The organism is Streptomyces sp. Sge12, assembly GCF_002080455.1.
Taxonomy (GTDB): Bacteria; Actinomycetota; Actinomycetes; order Streptomycetales; family Streptomycetaceae; genus Streptomyces.
Genome location: NZ_CP020555.1, coordinates 3,559,259 through 3,575,536, shown reverse-complemented (window position 1 = coordinate 3,575,536; position 16,278 = coordinate 3,559,259). Strand labels below are relative to the sequence as shown.

Here is a 16,278-nt window from a genome sequence, read left to right as displayed (position 1 = left end):
CTGCCGGCTCCCTCCGCACGGTCAGATCAGCCCGTTGCGCAGGGCGTAGCCGACCGCATGGGTGCGGTTGCGCAGGTGCAGCCGCGTGATGATCTCGCTCAGCACGTTCTTGACGGTCCGTTCGGAGTACGAGGTCTTGCGCGCGATCTCCGCGGTGTCCAGGCCCTCCGACACCAGGCGCAGCATGTCGGCCTCGCGCGCGGTCAGGGTGGACAGGGACACGGCGTGCGGGTCGAGGGGGGAACGCTGCAGGCTGCCCACGTGGTCGAGGAGCTTGGCGAGCAGGTCGCCGGGGAGTACTCCCTCGCCGTTGGCTATCGCCAGGACCAGGCGCAGCAGCCGGTCCTGATCGGCCTCGCTGCGTCGCAGCACCGCGGTGACCCCGCATTCGATGGCCCGCTGCAAGGCGTCCCCCGATTCGAACGTGCCGACCACGAGCCCGGTACGCGTGCTGGTGTCGTGCCGCAGCCGGTAGAGCAGGGCGGCCGTCTCGTCGTCCACGCTGTCCACCGCGACGAGCGAGACCTGCGCGCTGTCGGCGACGTCGACGAGCTCGATCTCGGGTCGCTGGCGCAACTGGTGGACGACCCCGACGTGCAGGATCGGGTCCGGTGCGTAGACGGCCACGGTGACCCGTTCGCCGGCGCCGGATGAGGTGACGGGTCGGTTGTGCTGAGTCTGGGTCATGTGTCGTACCTGTTCCATGATGCGTATGTGGGGTTACGGATGGAGAGGAATGATCAACAGGAGGTTGGGCACTCGTAATTGAGGAGAGTCCTTGGGGGCATCCGGGTTGCCCGGGGCGTTGCCCTCGTGTCCGTGGAGGAGGCGTGGGCTCCGTCATAGCGTCGTGGTGTGACATCCCCAGCAGCCTCTTCAAGCCCTGGCGCGCCCGGCCTCGACATCTCGATCCCGCCGGTATCGGTGACGCCGGGCGGTACCGCATCCACCACCCTGACCGTCCGCAACGACAGCGACATCGTCGAGGCGTACCGCTTGGAAGTCGTCGGCGACTGCGCTGCCTGGACCACGGTGGAACCCGAGCGGGTCTCGCTCTACCCGGGCACCTCGGAAACGGTGACGATCCGTCTGGCACCGCCGCGCTCATCGCAGGTCCGCGCGGGGGACGTGCCGCTCGCCGTGCGCGTGCTGCCCACCGAGCAGCCCGAGGCGGTACGGGTCCCCGAAACCACCGTGCACATCGAGGAATTCCGGGAGTTGCGGGCTGAGAGCGCTCCCAGACGGCGCCGCGGCTGGCTGCGCGGACGCTATCGACTGGCCGTGCGCAACGAGGGCAACTGCCCGGTGCGGCTGGGCTTCACGCCCGCCCAGCCGGGGGAGGAGCTGAAGTTCGCCTTCACGCCCACGGACCTGAAGCTGGAGCCGGGGGAGTCGGCGGAGGTGGGGATGCGGGTCCGCACCGGTCGGCCGGTGTGGTTCGGGACCCCGGTGACCTGGCCGTTCACGGTCGCCGTGGCCGAAATCGAAGCCGGATCCGGCGACGGTGCCGACGGTGGCAGCGGTGACGCCAAGGACTCCAGGGACGCCAAGGAAGTCAAGGAGCGGCAGGAGCAGGAGCCCGTCCGGGCTTCGCTGGACCTGGAGTTCGTCCAGATTCCGATCTTCCCGACCTGGCTGCTCGCGGTACTGGCCGCGCTGCTCGCGCTGCTGCTCGCCTGGTTCCTGCTGGTGCGTCCGGCAGTGCGCAGCACGGCCAAGGAGGCCGCCGACCAAGCGGTCCAGAAGAAGCCGACGCCCAGCGCGGACCTGAACGGGCAGACCCCGGTGACCGGCGACGGCAAGCAGCCGGGCGGCGGCGGCAAGGGCACCCAGCCCGGAGCGGGCGGAGCCGCCCCGGGCGGCGGTACCGGCACGGGCCCCGGAGGCGGCGCTGCCGGGACCGCGGGACAGCAGAGCTCGGCCACCATCGACCTGCAGACCGGCGGTGGGCAGACCAAGACCGGTACCTACACGGTGCCCGCGGGCAAGGCCTTCGGGATCACGGACATCGTTGTCGCGAACTTCCAGGGCGACGAGGGAGTGGTGACCATCGACTTCGGCGACCGCAAGATCACAACGATCGCGCTGGAGACGTTCCGCAACCAGGACTACCACTGGGTCACCCCCATCAGCATCACCGAGAGCCAGACTGTGACCGTTCAGGTGACCTGTGCAAAGCCAGGCACGCCGGCCACCGGCCGTCAGGCGCAGGAGTGTCACGAGGTGCTCAACGTGAGCGGCGTGCTGAGCGACCTCCGGTGACCCGAGCGGCAGGGCCATAGTCGGTCAGGTTGTACGCCAGGGCAAAGAGGGCCCTTGCCCTGGCGTCCGGAAATCGGCACTCCTGAGGATCGATCGGGTGTTCCCCGCACAACCGCACGCTTTCGTTTCGACAGTGCCTGGAACGGTTAACCCCGGTACGCACGACACCAGTTGACGAAGCGCCAAATATGGCTTGAATTGGTCTCTGCCTTCCGGCCCCTTCAGTGCGACGGCGCCCGGGCCGTGCGGGTGGTGCGTGCCGTGCGTGCCGTGTTCGTCGCGGGCGGCGCGTTGGACGGGCGCGGCCCCGGTCATGACCCGGCTCGCGTTGGCCTCGGCCTCCCGCTCGAAGCGGTCGCCGGGGCCGCTGACCCGCAACCCGTGTCCCGCGTCGGCCCCCGGGACCGGCGCGCGGTCGCCCGCTGGACCGCCTCGTGCCCGGTGGCGGCGCTGCGGCCCGCCCCGAGCCTGCGCGTCGGGCGCCGGCGCGGCCGGTCCGCATCGCGGCGGGTCTGCCGGGAGGGGCCGGGGCCGTCATTGGCGGGATCGACCGCTGCCTCGTCGCGGGCGGGGATACGCAGGGGGCGCGTCTCTCGGGAGATGCGGCGGGACTCGCTCCTGCGGACCCGCGTGATCCACCGTGCGGGAAGACCTCTGCTCCCACGGCGTCGGGCGGCACAGGCCGCCCCGCGCACCGGCTCCGGTCAGGGCCAGACGAGGCAGTACGGCTGGTGGCCGGCCTCGTGGAGGCGGTGGCTGAAGTCCTGCCACTCGTGCAGGAGCTGGTAGACGTTGAAGGCGTCGCTCGGGCCGCCGCGGTCCGGGACCGTGGACCAGATGAAGGCTGCCGCGCCCACCGATTCCTCGCCGATCCCGCGCAGCGGGTCGACCACCGTCATGGGGAGCTTGACCACCGCGTAGTCGGGGTGGAGGACGACCAGTTCCAGCGGGGGCACCTTGTGCAGGGGTATGCCCTCGATGCCGGTCAGGACCATCGCGGCCACCGTCTCCGGCTTGATCTTCGTGAAGAGGCCGCCCATGCCGAGCTCGTCGCCGCCGAGCTCCTCCGGCCGCATCGTGACCGGGACCCGGGCCGCCGTGGCACCGTCTGGGGCGCCGAAGTACTTGTACGTCACGCCCATGCCGCGGCCCTTGGGAAGGTCGTCCGACGGGGTCGTGGGCACGGGGACGGCATCGGCCGCCTCCGTTCCGCGGCGGCGGTGCTTGCCCCGGCGGCGGGCCTCGCGGGCGCGCTGCGGATCGAGGCCGTCCGTTCCCTCGCCCGGTCCACCACCGCGTTGCATATCTCCACCCGACTGGTCTTGCTTGCCCCGGCCCCGCGGCCCCCGCCACGCAGCCTGATCATCATGGCAGTGACCTCCCCCGCGGCGACGCGGTGAAACGCCCGTCCGCAAGTCTGTCGCGGCCTCTGAGACCATGGCTGGTGTGAGCTACCCGTACCCGTATGAAGCCCCAGTTTCGCAGACGCTCTTCGAGCGCGCCTCCCTCGTGACCCCCGGCGGCGTGAACTCTCCCGTGCGCGCCTTCCGCGCCGTGGGCGGTACGCCCCGGTTCATGGTGTCCGGGACCGGTCCGTACCTCACCGATGCCGACGGTCGTGAGTATGTCGACCTCGTGTGCTCGTGGGGACCGATGATCCTCGGCCATTCGCACCCCGAGGTGATCGAGGCCGTCCAGGCGGCCGTCGCCCGTGGTACGTCCTTCGGTACGCCCGGTGAGGGCGAGGTGGCGCTGGCGGAGGAGATCGTCGCGCGCATCCAGCCCGTGGAGCAGGTCCGCCTGGTCTCGTCCGGCACCGAGGCGACCATGTCGGCGATCCGGCTGGCCCGCGGCTTCACCGGTCGCGCCAAGGTCGTGAAGTTCGCCGGCTGCTACCACGGTCACGTGGACGCGCTGCTGGCAGCCGCCGGTTCCGGTCTGGCGACCTTCGCCCTGCCGGACACCCCCGGTGTGACGGGTGCGCAGGCCGGCGACACGATCGTCCTCCCCTACAACGACCTCGAAGCGGTACGTGCCGCCTTCGCCGCGCACCCCGGTGAGATCGCCTGCGTGATCACCGAGGCGGCGCCCGGCAACATGGGCGTGGTCACTCCCGCAGAGGGCTTCAACCAGGGCCTCGCGGACCTCTGCCGCGAGAACGGCGCGCTCTACATCTCCGACGAGGTGATGACGGGCTTCCGTACCTCCCGCGCCGGCTGGTACGGCGTCGACGGGGTGAAGCCCGACCTGATGACCTTCGGCAAGGTCATGGGCGGCGGCTTCCCCGCCGCGGCCTTCGGCGGCCGCGCCGACGTCATGGGCCACCTGGCTCCGGCCGGTCCGGTCTACCAGGCCGGCACGCTCTCCGGTAACCCCATCGCCACCGCCGCCGGTCTCGCGCAGCTGCGCCTGCTCGACGCGGCCGCGTACGAGAAGGTCGACGCGGTCTCGAAGGAGATCCAGGGCCTGGTCACCGGCGCCCTCGCCAAGGAGGGCGTGGCGCACCGGCTGCAGACCGCGTCCAACATGTTCTCCGTCTTCTTCACCGAGGACGAAGTGCGCAACTACGACGACGCGAAGAAGCAGGAGAGCTTCCGCTTCAACGGGTTCTTCCACTCGATGCTGGCGCAGGGCGTCTACCTGCCGCCGTCGGCCTTCGAGTCCTGGTTCGTGTCCACCGCCCACGACGAGAAGGCGATCGAGCGCATCGCGGCGGCACTGCCGGCCGCCGCCCGAGCCGCCGCGGAGGCCACCGCATGAGCAGCAGCACGCCCCCCACGCCCGCCACCCCCGACCTGACCGTCGTGCACCTGGTGCGCCACGGCGAGGTGCACAACCCGGACGGTGTGCTCTACGGGCGTCGTGACGGATACCACCTCTCCGAGCTGGGCCGGCAGATGGCGGACCGGGTCGCCGAGCACCTCAAGGGCCGCGACATCGCCTACGTGGTGTCCTCCCCGCTGGAGCGGGCGCAGGAGACGGCGGAGCCGATCGCCAAGGTGCACGGCCTGGACCTGGCGACCGACGCCCGGCTGCTGGAGGCGGAGAACGTCTTCGAGGGCAAGACCTTCGGCGTCGGTGACGGCGCGCTGCGCAAGCCCGGCAACTGGAAGCACCTGACGAACCCGTTCAAGCCGTCGTGGGGCGAGCCGTACGTCGAGCAGGTGGTCCGGATGATGAGCGCGCTGGAGGCGGCGCGCGACGCGGCCCGCGGCCGCGAGGCGGTGGCGGTCAGCCACCAGCTGCCGATCTGGATCGTGCGCAGCTTCGCGGAGAAGCGCCGGCTGTGGCACGACCCGCGGCGCCGGCAGTGCACGCTCGCCTCGATGACGTCCTTCACCTTCCAGGGCGACAAGCTCGTCTCGGTGGGCTACAGCGAGCCGGCCCGGGACCTGGTCCCGGCCCATCTGCTGGCCGGGGCCAAGCCGGTGAAGGGCAAGTCCAAGGCGTTCGGCGCCTGATCCGCCGCCGGGCCCGCCGGGCCCGCCGCGCCCGATCGAGGGACTGTTACAGGTCGTTACGGTTCTCCCCAACTAAATACAAGACGCGCGGGAATCACCGTGTCAGCTCGCATGTCCGATCTGATTGTCCGTTTATATGGATATCGGGTCGGTATGGGTGGTCGACAGTGGGGACGGTGACATGCGCGACATCAGGGGAGTCAGCCGGAGGGGGCTGCTGGGACTGGGACTCGGTGCGGCCGCCGCGATGGGTGTCGCGGGCTGCGGTTCACCGGGCGGACCGGGTCCCGGCGCTCCCGGATCGGCCGAGCACCCGAACGGCCCGAAACCCGGTCAGGAGCCGGTGTCCAGGCCCATCGGCGACGGTTCCACCGCCGACACCGGCCCGCAGCCGAACCAGCCGGACGCGCCCGTGCCGCTCCAGCCGGGCGAGACCCCACCGCAGTTCGTCGTCTTCAGCTGGGACGGCGCGGGCGAGATCGGCAACGGTCTCTTCCCGCGCTTCCTCAAGCTCGCCAAGGACCACGGCGCGGCCATGACCTTCTTCCTCTCCGGCGTCTACCTGCTGCCCGAGTCGAAGCGGCACCTCTACCGGCCGCCGAACAACCCCGCCGGGGCCTCGGACATCGGATACCTCAAGGACGAGAACATCCGCTCCACCCTGAAGTACGTCCGCGAGGCCTGGCTCGACGGGCACGAGATAGGGACCCACTTCAACGGCCACTTCTGTGCCGGTTCCGGTTCCGTCGGCAGGTGGACCCCGGAGGACTGGCAGAGCGAGATCGACCAGGCTGTGTCGTTCGTCACCAACTGGCGCACGAACACCGGATTCACCGACCTCGACCCCCTGCCCTTCGACTACGGCAAGGAGCTGAAGGGAGCCCGCACCCCCTGCCTGCTCGGCCGGGACAGCCTGCTGCCGACGGCCCAGCGGCTGGGCTGGCGCTACGACTCCAGCTCGCCCGGCGGCCTCCAGGTCTGGCCGGTGCGCCGGTCCGGCGTCTGGGACCTGCCGCTGCAGTCGCTGCCCTTCCCCGGGCACTCCTTCGAAGTCCTGTCGATGGACTACAACATCCTCGCCAACCAGTCGAAGAACAGCACGCGGGGGCTGCCCGCCAACTACCCGGGCTGGCGCGCCCAGGCCACGGCCACCTACCTCGGCGGCTTCCGGCGGGCCTACGAGACCAACCGCGCGCCCCTGTTCATCGGCAACCACTTCGAGGAGTGGAACGGCGGGATCTATATGGATGCCGTCGAGGAAGCCTTCAAGGGCATGGCGGACAAAAGGGACGTACGCCTCGTATCCTTCCGGCAGTTCGCCGACTGGCTGGAGGTCCAGGACCCCAAGGTGCTCGCCCGGCTCCAGGGCCTGGGCCCGGGTCAGCCGCCGGCCGGCGGCTGGAGCGCGTACCTGAACGCCGTCTGACGCGCGCTGCCCATCCCCTGACCAGGGCATTGACATCCGGGCGGGGGGCGCGGTAGATCGCCGGGCCGCTCATGCGAAACTTTTCACATGAGCCATAGCCGCGCCCCCCGACGCCGCTGGACCAGCGGCCGCGCCCTCCTGCTGACCGCGGTGACCATCACCGGCGCCCTCACGCTCACGGCGTGCGGCGGTTCGGACAGCGGCAAGCCGACCGGCAGCGGCGGGAACTACGTCACGGGCGCGAGCGGCGTCTCCACCTCCGCCAAGGGCGAGCGGACCGAGGCTCCCAAGCTCGACGGCGAGACCGTGGACGGGAAGACCCTCGACACCAGCACCCTCAAGGGCAAGGTCGTCGTCCTCAACGTGTGGGGCTCCTGGTGCCCGCCGTGCCGGGCCGAGGCCCCGGCCTTCGCGAAGGTCTCCAAGGAACTGGCCGACGCCGGCAAGGACGTCGTCTTCGTGGGCATCAACACCCGCGACAACAACCAGCAGAACGCGAAGTCCTTCGAGGAGACGTTCGGTATCACCTACCCGAGCCTCTTCGACCCCGACGGCAAGCTGCTGCTGCGCTTCCCCAAGGGCAGCCTCAACCCGAACGCCATCCCCTCCACGCTCGTCCTGGACCGCGAGGGCCGGATCGCCGCACGGACCCTGGCCCCCCTCGGCGAGGACAAACTGCGCTCGATGATCGACCCCGTCCTCGCGGAGCAGTGACCTCGTGGTCGCGTACGTCCTGGCCGCAGAGGCCACCGGTGTGAACGAGACGGTGCTGAACGGCGCGCTGCTGCTGGCGCTGCCGATCTCCCTCCTCGCCGGTCTGGTCTCCTTCTTCTCGCCCTGCGTGCTGCCGCTGGTCCCCGGCTACCTGTCCTACGTGACCGGCGTCAGCGGCGCCGACCTCGCCGAGGCCCGGCGCGGGCGGATGCTGGCGGGCGCCGGCCTGTTCGTCGCCGGCTTCACGGCCGTCTTCGTATCCACCGGCGCGCTCTTCGGCTACTTCGGTGCCGAGCTCCAGGAGAACAAGGCGATCATCTCCAGGGTGCTGGGCGGCCTGGTGATCGTCCTCGGCCTGTTCTTCATGGGCGCGATCCCCGGTCTGACGATGCGGGAGTTCCGCTTCCACCGGAAGCCGACGGCCGGTCTGGTCGGCGCACCCCTGCTCGGCGTGCTCTTCGGCGTCGGCTGGACCCCCTGCATGGGCCCGACCCTCGCCGCCGTCAACACGCTGTCCATCGACCAGGCGAGCGCCGGCCGCGGTGCCCTGCTGACCGTCGTCTACTGCCTGGGCCTCGGCGTGCCCTTCATCCTCGCCGCGATCGCCTTCCGCAAGGCGCTCGGTGCATTCGGCTGGGTGAAGAAGCACTATGCATGGGTGATGCGCATCGGCGGCGGCATGCTGATCGTCACCGGCCTGCTGCTCGTCACAGGTTTGTGGGACAGCATCGTCACCGACATGCAGAGCTGGACCCAAAGCTTCACGGTGGGGATCTGAGGAACTGACGGACATGAGTACGACAGACAAAGCGAGCACCGACACGTCCGCCGCGGCGGACCCCACCGACGCCGCGGCAGGCGCCCAGCTCTCCACCGCCCCGCTGGAGGACGGCCCGAGCGGGCCGGCCGTCGGCATCGGCGTGATCGGCTGGGCCCGCTGGTTCTGGCGGCAGCTCACCTCCATGCGGGTCGCGCTGATCCTGCTCTTCCTGCTGTCCCTGGGCGCCATCCCCGGCTCCCTGGTCCCCCAGACCAGCGTCGACGCGATGAAGGTCACCCAGTGGAAGCGGGACCACCCGTCCTGGGTGGGCGTCGCCGAGAAGCTCCAGCTCTTCGACGTCTACAGCTCGGTGTGGTTCTCCGCGATCTACCTGCTGCTGTTCATCTCGCTCATTGGCTGCATCGTGCCGCGCTCCTGGCAGTTCGTCGGCCAGCTCCGCGGCCGGCCGCCGGGCGCCCCCCGGCGCCTGGACCGGCTGCCCGCCCACACCACCTGGCGCACCGGGAAGACCCCCGACGAGGTCCTCTCGTACGCGCGGACCGTGCTGCGCGGCAGCCGCTTCCGCACCGAGCCGGGCAAGGACCACGTCGCGGCTGAGAAGGGCTACCTCCGCGAGGCGGGGAACCTGATCTTCCACGTCGCGCTGATCGTGATGCTGGTGGCCTTCGCCTGGGGCCAGTACTTCAAGTCCGAGGGCGGCAAGCTGGTCCTGCGCGGCAGCGGCTTCTCGAACACGCTCACCCAGTACGACGACTTCAAGTCCGGCGCGCTCTTCGACCCGGACGACCTGCCGCCCTTCAGCTTCACGCTGGACCGGTTCGACGCGTCGTACGAGATGACCGGCCCGCAGCGCGGCACCCCGCGCGACTTCAAGGCGTACGTCACCTTCACGGACGGCGCCCACGGCACCCCGCAGAAGCGCGAGATCCAGGTCAACAAGCCCATGGAGGTCGACGGCTCCAAGGTCTACCTGCTCGGGCACGGCTACGCGCCGATCGTCTCGGTGACCGATCCCACCGGCAAGGTGATCTTCAAGGACGCCGTGCCGGTGCTCCCGCAGGACGCCAACCTCACGTCCACCGGAGCCGTCAAGGTCACCGACGGCTACAAGGACAAGGACGGCAAGCAGGAGCAGCTCGGCTTCAGTGCCGTCTTCGTACCGAGCTTCGCCGGCGAGGGCATGGGCACGATGTTCTCCCAGTTCCCCGCCCTGCTGAACCCGCAGCTCATGCTCAACGCCTGGCACGGCAGCCTCGGCGTGGACTCGGGTCTGCCGCAGAACGTCTACCGGCTCGACAGCTCCAAGATGGAGATGTTCAAGGACGAGTCGGGCCAGCAGTTCAAGCAGAAACTGGCGCTCGGCGACACGATGACCCTGCCGAACGGCGCGGGCACCGTGAAGTTCGAGGGCATCGAGCGGTGGGCCACCTTCTCCGTCACCCACCAGCCCGCCAGCGGCCTCGCCCTCGCGGGCGCGATCGCCGCCATCGCCGGCCTGGCCGGATCGCTGTTCATCCAGCGCCGCCGGATCTGGGTCCGCGCCGTGACCGGAGAGGACGGCGTGACCGTCGTCGAGATGGCGGGTCTGGGCCGCAGCGAGTCCACCCGGCTCCCGCAGGAGCTGGCGGAGCTCGCCGCCGCGCTGCACCGGCAGGCCCCGAGTGCGTCTCCCGCATGTGCCGAAACACTTGTTGAAGAAACCCCTGAAGGAGAGCGCGGATGACGCCGCTCGCAGCCGCAGCCAACGAGAACCTGGCTGAGATCAGCAACTACCTGATCTATTCGTCGATGGCGGTCTACACGCTCGCCTTCTTCGCGCACATCGCCGAGTGGACCTTCGGCAGCCGCAGCAAGGTGGCCCGTACGGCCGCCGCGCTGACCGCCGCCAAGGAGGCCGGGTCGGCCCGGTCCGCCGCCCCCGCCGTCCAGGTCCGCGGCAAGGCGGGCGCCACCGCCGTCCTCGACGAGCCCAAGGTCACCACCCGCTCCACCACGGGCACCCGCGACGTACCCGACGGCCCCGGTGCCGCCGGCGGCACCGTGCAGGGAGACCTGTACGGGCGGATCGCGGTCTCGCTGACCGCGCTCGCCTTCCTCGTCGAGGCGGCCGGCGTCGTGGCCCGCGCCCTGTCGGTGCAGCGGGCCCCCTGGGGCAACATGTACGAGTTCTCGATCACCTTCTCCACGGTGGCCGTCGGCGCGTACCTGGTGCTCCTCGCCCTGAAGAAGAACATCCGCTGGCTCGGCCTGATCCTGGTCACCACGGTCCTGCTGGACCTCGGCATCGCCGTCACCTGGCTCTACACCGACAGCGACCAGCTGGTCCCGGCCCTGCACTCGTACTGGCTGTGGATCCACGTCTCCACCGCGATCTTCTGCGGCGCCGTCTTCTACATCGGTGCCGCGGGCGCGGTCCTCTACCTCTTCCGGGACTCCTACGAGAGCCAGCTGGAGGCGGGCCGCACCCCCGGGAAGTTCCGCACCTCGGTGCTGGAGCGGCTGCCCTCGGCGGCCTCGCTCGACAAGTTCTCGTACCGCATCAACGCGGCCGTCTTCCCGCTGTGGACCTTCACGATCATCGCGGGCGCGATCTGGGCCGGCGACGCCTGGGGCCGCTACTGGGGCTGGGACCCCAAGGAGGTCTGGTCCTTCGTGACCTGGGTGGCCTACGCCTGCTACCTGCACGCCCGCGCCACCGCCGGCTGGAAGGGCCGCAAGGCCGCGTACCTCGCGCTCTTCGCCTTCGCCTGCTGGATCTGGAACTACTACGGCGTGAACATCCTGCTCAGCGGCAAGCACTCGTACGCGGGCGTCTGACCGGCGGGAGTGGGACGCTGGTGGCATGTCCCTCGTGAGTCATGCCACCAGCGAGCGCCTGGACGAGAACAACTGGCTGCTCCGCTTCGAACTGCACCTGCCGCACGCCTACGAGGCCCTGTGGACGGCCCTGACCACTCCGGACGGGCTGCGCGGCTGGCTGGCGGCCGCGGACGTCCTGGAGCGCAGGCTCGGCGGGGCGGTCACGCTGCGCTGGCTGAACAGCGCGACCGTCGCGACCGGGCAGGTCACCGCCTGGGACGTGGAACGGGTCGCCGAGTACACGGTCACCGAGCACGGGCGGATCCGCTTCCACCTGGAGCCGGTCGGCACCGATTCGACGGTGATCCGGTTCGTGAACGAGCGCGGCGGGCCGGAGGCCGTGCGCCTGGACTGCCTGGCGGGCTGGCACGAGCACTTCGAGCTGCTGGACTCCGCGCTGGCCGGGCGGCCGACGGACTGGGCCGCCTGGACGGACACCCGCTGGGCGGCGCTGCGCGAGGCCTACGCCTCCCTCGCCCGGGCCTAGGCGACGTCTCCGCGCGCCCTGCGGCCCTTCACCAGACCGGGCGCAGGGGCGGTAGCGGCCCCTCCCCGTGGAAGGTGCGCACGACCTGCCCGAGTCCCCGGCGCAGGGCGGTCAGGTCGGTTTCGCGGCCGAGTTCGGCCTCCAGCCCGTGCAGGATCCGGCCCGCGACCGCGAGGTGGTCCCGGGCCGCCGGGGTGAGGACCACCAGCTTGCGGCGGCCGCCCTCGGGGTGCGGCTCGCGCCGGACGTAGCCGCGCTTCTCCAGGTCGTCGACGATCTGTCCGGCGGCCTGCTTGGTCACCCCGAGCCGCTCGGCGAGCTCGGTGGCGGTGGCGCCGGAGCTCCCGATGGCCTGGAAGGCCATGCCGTGCACCGGGCGCAGGTCCGGGTATCCGGCCTCGGCGACGCGGGCGGTGAACTCGCCCAGCAGCATCTGGAAGCCCAGGCCGAGCAGGAACAGCAGCTCGACGCCCTCGTTCTCGTCTCTCGTCACGCAAATATGGTGACACGGGAGAGTCAAGCTGCTTTACTCACATCAAGTAAAGAAGCTTTACTTACTCGTCAAGAGAAAACGAGGCCCCGCCGTGCACGTGATCAGCGCTTCGCCCGAGAACGTCGTCACCACCCCCAACGCCACCATGACCGGCTTCGCCGCCCCCAGCCGCGGCAGCGCCGAGCTCAGCAGCTGGCACGTGGTCATGCCCGCCGGCAGCACCGGCCCCGAGCACTCCGTCAGCCGCGAGCAGGTGTGGACCCTGACCGCCGGTTCCCTGGAGGTCACCTGCGAGGGCCGCACCGAGAAGGTCACCGCCGGCCGGACCCTGGTCCTGCCCCCGGACGTGCTGCGCCGGATCCGCGCCGACGAGACCTTCGAGGCCTACGTCGTGATGCGCGCCGACGCAGTGGTGTCGGTCCCGGGGGAGGAGGGCACCCGCGTCCTGCCGTGGGCCCGGTAGGCGCACGCGCGGGGCGGGGCGGGGAGGGCGGGCGGGCCGGCCCGGCTCAGTCCTTGTCGTCCCGGTCCTTCTTCTCCTGCTCCTCGCGCAGCGACTTCAGGAACTCCGGGTTGTCGTCGGGCGCCACCCACTGCGTCCGGCGCGCCCGGCCACCGCCCGATGCCGCCCGCTGCCTGCCCGCGAACAACCACACCACCGGCCCCACGATGGAGAAGAGCAGGATGATGATCACCCAGACCACCTTGGGGAGGTGCTTGACCTCCTCCTCCGGGGTGTTCAGGCAATCGATGAAGGCGTAGATGGTCAGCGCGAGGATCAGCAGGAACGGCAGATAGCGCAGCACGGTGTGGGACCGACTCCCAGTCAGTGACGGTGGGCCCGCGTGGGGCCCCGGTGACGTCCCCAGGGTAGTTGGTGACGGATACTGACCCCTATGGCTTACGACGATCTCCGCTCGCTGCTCCGGGCTCTGGAGCGGGAGGGCGACCTCAAGCGCATCAAGGCCGAAGTCGACCCGTACCTGGAGGTCGGGGAGATCGTCGACAGAGTGAACAAGGCGGGGGGTCCGGCGCTCCTCTTCGAGAACGTCAAGGGCTCCGCGATGCCGCTGGCCATGAACGTCTTCGGTACCGACCGCCGCCTCCTGAAGGCCCTCGGCCTCAAGTCGTACGGCGAGATCAGCGAGAAGATCGGCGGCCTGCTGAAGCCGGAGCTCCCGCAGGGCTTCATCGGGGTCCGCGAGGCCTTCGGCAAGCTCGGCTCGATGGTCCACGTGCCGCCGAAGAAGATCAAGGGCGAGGCCCCCGTCCAGGAGGTCGTCCTCACCGGCGACGACGTGGACCTGGACCGGCTGCCGGCCCTCTTCACCTGGCCCAAGGACGGCGGGTCCTTCTTCAACCTCGGCCTGACCCACACCAAGCACCCCGAGACGGGCGTGCGCAACCTCGGCCTCTACCGGCTCCAGCGCCACGACAAGCGCACCATCGGCATGCACTGGCAGATCCACAAGGACAGCCGCAACCACTACGCCGTCGCCGCGGCGAAGGGCGAGCGGCTGCCGGTCGCGATCGCCTTCGGCTGCCCGCCCGCGGTGACGTACGCGTCCACCGCGCCGCTGCCGGGCGACATCGACGAGTACCTCTTCGCCGGGTTCGTCGCGGGCAAGCGGATCGAGATGGTCGACTGCAAGACGGTCCCGCTCCAGGTCCCGGCCAACGCGGAGGTCGTGATCGAGGGCTGGCTGGAGCCCGGCGAGATGCTCCCCGAGGGGCCGTTCGGCGACCACACCGGCTTCTACACCCCGCAGGAGCCCTTCCCGGCCCTGAAGATCGACTGCGTGACGATGCGCAGGCGTCCGCTCATCCAGTCGATCGTGGTCGGCCGGCCGCCGACCGAGGACGGCCCGCTCGGCCGCGCGACGGAGCGTTTCTTCCTGCCCCTGCTCAAGATCATCGTGCCGGACATCGTGGACTACCACCTCCCCGAGTCGGGCGGCTTCCACAACTGCGCGATCGTCTCGATCGACAAGAAGTACCCCAAGCACGCGCAGAAGGTCATGCACGCCATCTGGGGCGCGCACATGATGTCGCTGACCAAGCTGATCATCGTGGTCGACAAGGACTGCGACGTCCACGACCTGCACGAGGTCTCCTGGCGGGCGCTCGGCAACACCGACTACTCCCGCGACCTCACCGTCGTCGAGGGGCCGGTGGACCACCTGGACCACGCCTCGTACCAGCAGTTCTGGGGCGGCAAGGCCGGCATCGACGCGACGAAGAAGCTGCCCGAGGAGGGCTACACCCGCGACGGCGGCTGGCCCGACATGGTCGAGTCCGACCCGGCCACCGCGGCCCTGGTGGACCGCCGCTGGAAGGAGTACGGACTGTGAGCCCGATCGTGGTGGGCGGACCCGCCCTGTTCCTCGGCGAGGGCACGCCGTGCGTCGCCCTGCTGCGCCCCGAACTCGACGTGAACGACCAGGGGCTGCGCCTCGCGGCCGAGCGGGCCGGGGTCACCCCCGAGGAGTTCGCCGGCGAGTCCGGCGTCTGGCAGGTGATGGCCGACCGCACGGACGGCGAGGGGCGCTCCTTCGAGCTGCCCGAGCTGGCCGACGGCGACGCCGCGGTCTTCGCGGACGAGCTGCTGATCGCGCTGTCCGGTACCGGCGACTGCGAGCTGGAGCTCGCCGACGGCGTCCTCGTCCTCACCGTCACGGGCGCCGGCGAGGGCCGCAGCGCCCTGGCCGCCCGGGTGGTGCCGCCGGCCGGTGCGGAGGGCGGACCGCTCGACCTCGAGCTCGGCACGCTCCCCGTCGCCGAGCTGCGCGACGAGGTCGAAGGCTTCCGCAGGAGCCTCGCATGATGACCACCGCCGAGGACGTCCTCGGCCCCGGCCCCGCGCCGGAGGCCGGTGGCAAGGTCCGGGCCTTCCTGAGACTCGTGCTGATCGAGCACTCGGTCTTCGCGCTGCCCTTCGCCTACATCGCGGCGTTCACCGCCATGTTCCGGCTCGACGGGCACGTCCACTGGGGCGTCCTGCTGCTCGTCACCATCTGCATGGTGGGGCTGCGGACCTTCGCGATGGCCGCCAACCGGATCATCGACCGCGAGATCGACGCCAGGAACCCGCGCACGGCCGGCCGCGAGCTGGTCACCGGCGCGGTGTCGGTCCGCGCGGCCTGGACCGGCGCCGGGATCGCGCTCCTCGTCTTCCTCGGCTCGGCGGCGCTGCTGAACCCGCTGTGCCTGGCGCTCGCGCCGGTCGCCGTGATCCCGATGGTGGTCTACCCGTACGGCAAGCGGTTCACGAACTTCCCGCACGCCATCCTGGGCCTGGCCCAGGCGATGGGCCCGGTCGGCGCCTGGCTCGCGGTCACCGGCGAGTGGTCCTGGGACGCGGTCGTCCTCGGCCTCGCGGTGGGCGTGTGGATCGGCGGCTTCGACCTGATCTTCGCCTGCCAGGACGTGGCCGCCGACCGCGCGGACGGCGTCAAGTCCGTCCCGGCCCGCTTCGGCGTCCCGGCCGCCCTCTGGGGCGCGCGCGGCGCGCACGTGGTGACCACGGCCCTGCTGGCCTGGTACGCGCTGGCCACGGACGCGGGCGTGCTGTTCTGGGTCGGCCTGGCGGTCGTCGTCGCCGCCTTCCTCTACGAGCACACCATCGTCAAGCCCCACGACCTGTCCCGCCTGAACCGGGCCTTCTTCACGGTCAACGGCTTCATCGGGATCGCCCTGTTCGTGTGCGCCCTGCTGGATCTCGTGACGCGGGGTCTGACCGTCTGACTGCCGTGCGGCCTGCCGTCGAGTGCATGGACGGGGAGGCCGATGTGACAG

The 16,278-nt window shown here is 70.6% G+C and carries 17 protein-coding genes; 13 read left to right on the top strand and 4 right to left on the bottom strand.

The annotated features are described in order from the left end of the window. Positions 1-21: 21 nt before the first annotated feature. A complete protein-coding gene (locus tag B6R96_RS15730) occupies positions 22-687 on the bottom strand; it encodes a helix-turn-helix transcriptional regulator (RefSeq protein WP_237291433.1) in 666 nt (221 codons plus the stop codon). Between the two features lie 168 nt (positions 688-855). Between B6R96_RS15730 and B6R96_RS15725 the strand changes: the two genes are divergently transcribed. Then, positions 856-2,262 carry a COG1470 family protein gene (locus tag B6R96_RS15725; RefSeq protein ID WP_237291432.1) on the top strand — a complete coding sequence of 469 codons (1,407 nt, stop codon included), beginning with the start codon at positions 856-858 and terminating at the stop codon, positions 2,260-2,262. 704 nt (positions 2,263-2,966) lie between these two features. Here the strand turns inward: B6R96_RS15725 and B6R96_RS15715 are convergent. Next, positions 2,967-3,566, bottom strand: coding sequence for a hypothetical protein (locus B6R96_RS15715; protein WP_078626517.1), 600 nt, complete (start codon positions 3,564-3,566; stop codon positions 2,967-2,969). A gap of 133 nt (positions 3,567-3,699) precedes the next feature. Here B6R96_RS15715 and hemL point away from each other — a divergent pair, with 133 nt between their 5' ends. The 8 genes from hemL to B6R96_RS15675 all read left to right on the top strand — a co-directional run bounded on the left by hemL (position 3,700) and on the right by B6R96_RS15675 (position 11,990). Continuing rightward, entirely contained in the window at positions 3,700-5,022 is a 1,323-nt protein-coding gene (gene hemL, locus B6R96_RS15710; protein WP_030388080.1) for a glutamate-1-semialdehyde 2,1-aminomutase, read from the top strand. Then, positions 5,019-5,723 carry a histidine phosphatase family protein gene (locus tag B6R96_RS15705; protein ID WP_030388081.1) on the top strand — a complete coding sequence of 235 codons (705 nt, stop codon included), beginning with the start codon at positions 5,019-5,021 and terminating at the stop codon, positions 5,721-5,723. Before hemL ends, B6R96_RS15705 begins: the two co-directional genes overlap by 4 nt. A 190-nt stretch (positions 5,724-5,913) precedes the next feature. Next, positions 5,914-7,149, top strand: coding sequence for a hypothetical protein (locus B6R96_RS15700; RefSeq protein WP_081525116.1), 1,236 nt, complete (start codon positions 5,914-5,916; stop codon positions 7,147-7,149). 87 nt (positions 7,150-7,236) lie between these two features. Then, positions 7,237-7,863: a TlpA family protein disulfide reductase gene (locus B6R96_RS15695; protein WP_079405774.1), complete on the top strand. Its 627-nt coding sequence runs from the start codon at positions 7,237-7,239 to the stop codon at positions 7,861-7,863. A gap of 4 nt (positions 7,864-7,867) precedes the next feature. Beyond that, a complete protein-coding gene (locus B6R96_RS15690; RefSeq protein WP_030388084.1) occupies positions 7,868-8,641 on the top strand; it encodes a cytochrome c biogenesis CcdA family protein in 774 nt (257 codons plus the stop codon). 13 nt (positions 8,642-8,654) lie between these two features. Beyond that, the gene (gene resB / locus B6R96_RS15685; protein WP_081522738.1) at positions 8,655-10,367 is read left to right on the top strand and encodes a cytochrome c biogenesis protein ResB; all 1,713 of its coding nucleotides are present in this window, start codon (positions 8,655-8,657) and stop codon (positions 10,365-10,367) included. Continuing rightward, positions 10,364-11,461, top strand: coding sequence for a c-type cytochrome biogenesis protein CcsB (gene ccsB, locus B6R96_RS15680; RefSeq protein WP_081522737.1), 1,098 nt, complete (start codon positions 10,364-10,366; stop codon positions 11,459-11,461). Before resB ends, ccsB begins: the two co-directional genes overlap by 4 nt. Before the next feature lie 25 nt (positions 11,462-11,486). Further along, positions 11,487-11,990 (top strand): SRPBCC domain-containing protein, encoded by a 504-nt coding sequence (locus B6R96_RS15675; RefSeq protein WP_053704323.1) that lies wholly within the window; start codon positions 11,487-11,489, stop codon positions 11,988-11,990. 28 nt (positions 11,991-12,018) lie between these two features. On the opposite strand, the gene B6R96_RS15670 is transcribed toward B6R96_RS15675, so the two are convergent. Further along, positions 12,019-12,483 carry a MarR family winged helix-turn-helix transcriptional regulator gene (locus B6R96_RS15670; RefSeq protein WP_030388088.1) on the bottom strand — a complete coding sequence of 155 codons (465 nt, stop codon included), beginning with the start codon at positions 12,481-12,483 and terminating at the stop codon, positions 12,019-12,021. 91 nt (positions 12,484-12,574) lie between these two features. Here B6R96_RS15670 and B6R96_RS15665 point away from each other — a divergent pair, with 91 nt between their 5' ends. Then, complete coding sequence (locus tag B6R96_RS15665) at positions 12,575-12,946, top strand: cupin domain-containing protein (RefSeq protein WP_081522736.1); 372 nt, start codon at positions 12,575-12,577, stop codon at positions 12,944-12,946. A 46-nt stretch (positions 12,947-12,992) separates the two neighbouring features. On the opposite strand, the gene B6R96_RS15660 is transcribed toward B6R96_RS15665, so the two are convergent. Next, entirely contained in the window at positions 12,993-13,289 is a 297-nt protein-coding gene (locus B6R96_RS15660) for a PLD nuclease N-terminal domain-containing protein (protein WP_081522735.1), read from the bottom strand. Between the two features lie 90 nt (positions 13,290-13,379). On the opposite strand from B6R96_RS15660, the gene B6R96_RS15655 reads away from it, so the two are divergent. From B6R96_RS15655 to mqnP, 3 genes are read left to right on the top strand one after another with little or no spacing between them, the layout of a single operon-like run. Next, positions 13,380-14,834 (top strand): menaquinone biosynthesis decarboxylase, encoded by a 1,455-nt coding sequence (locus tag B6R96_RS15655; RefSeq protein ID WP_030388091.1) that lies wholly within the window; start codon positions 13,380-13,382, stop codon positions 14,832-14,834. Continuing rightward, a complete protein-coding gene (locus B6R96_RS15650) occupies positions 14,831-15,307 on the top strand; it encodes a hypothetical protein (protein WP_081522734.1) in 477 nt (158 codons plus the stop codon). Before B6R96_RS15655 ends, B6R96_RS15650 begins: the two co-directional genes overlap by 4 nt. Then, positions 15,304-16,227, top strand: a complete 924-nt coding sequence (mqnP, locus tag B6R96_RS15645; protein WP_053177598.1) for a menaquinone biosynthesis prenyltransferase MqnP — start codon at positions 15,304-15,306, stop codon at positions 16,225-16,227. The genes B6R96_RS15650 and mqnP overlap by 4 nt, the downstream gene beginning before the upstream one ends. Positions 16,228-16,278: the final 51 nt, after the last annotated feature.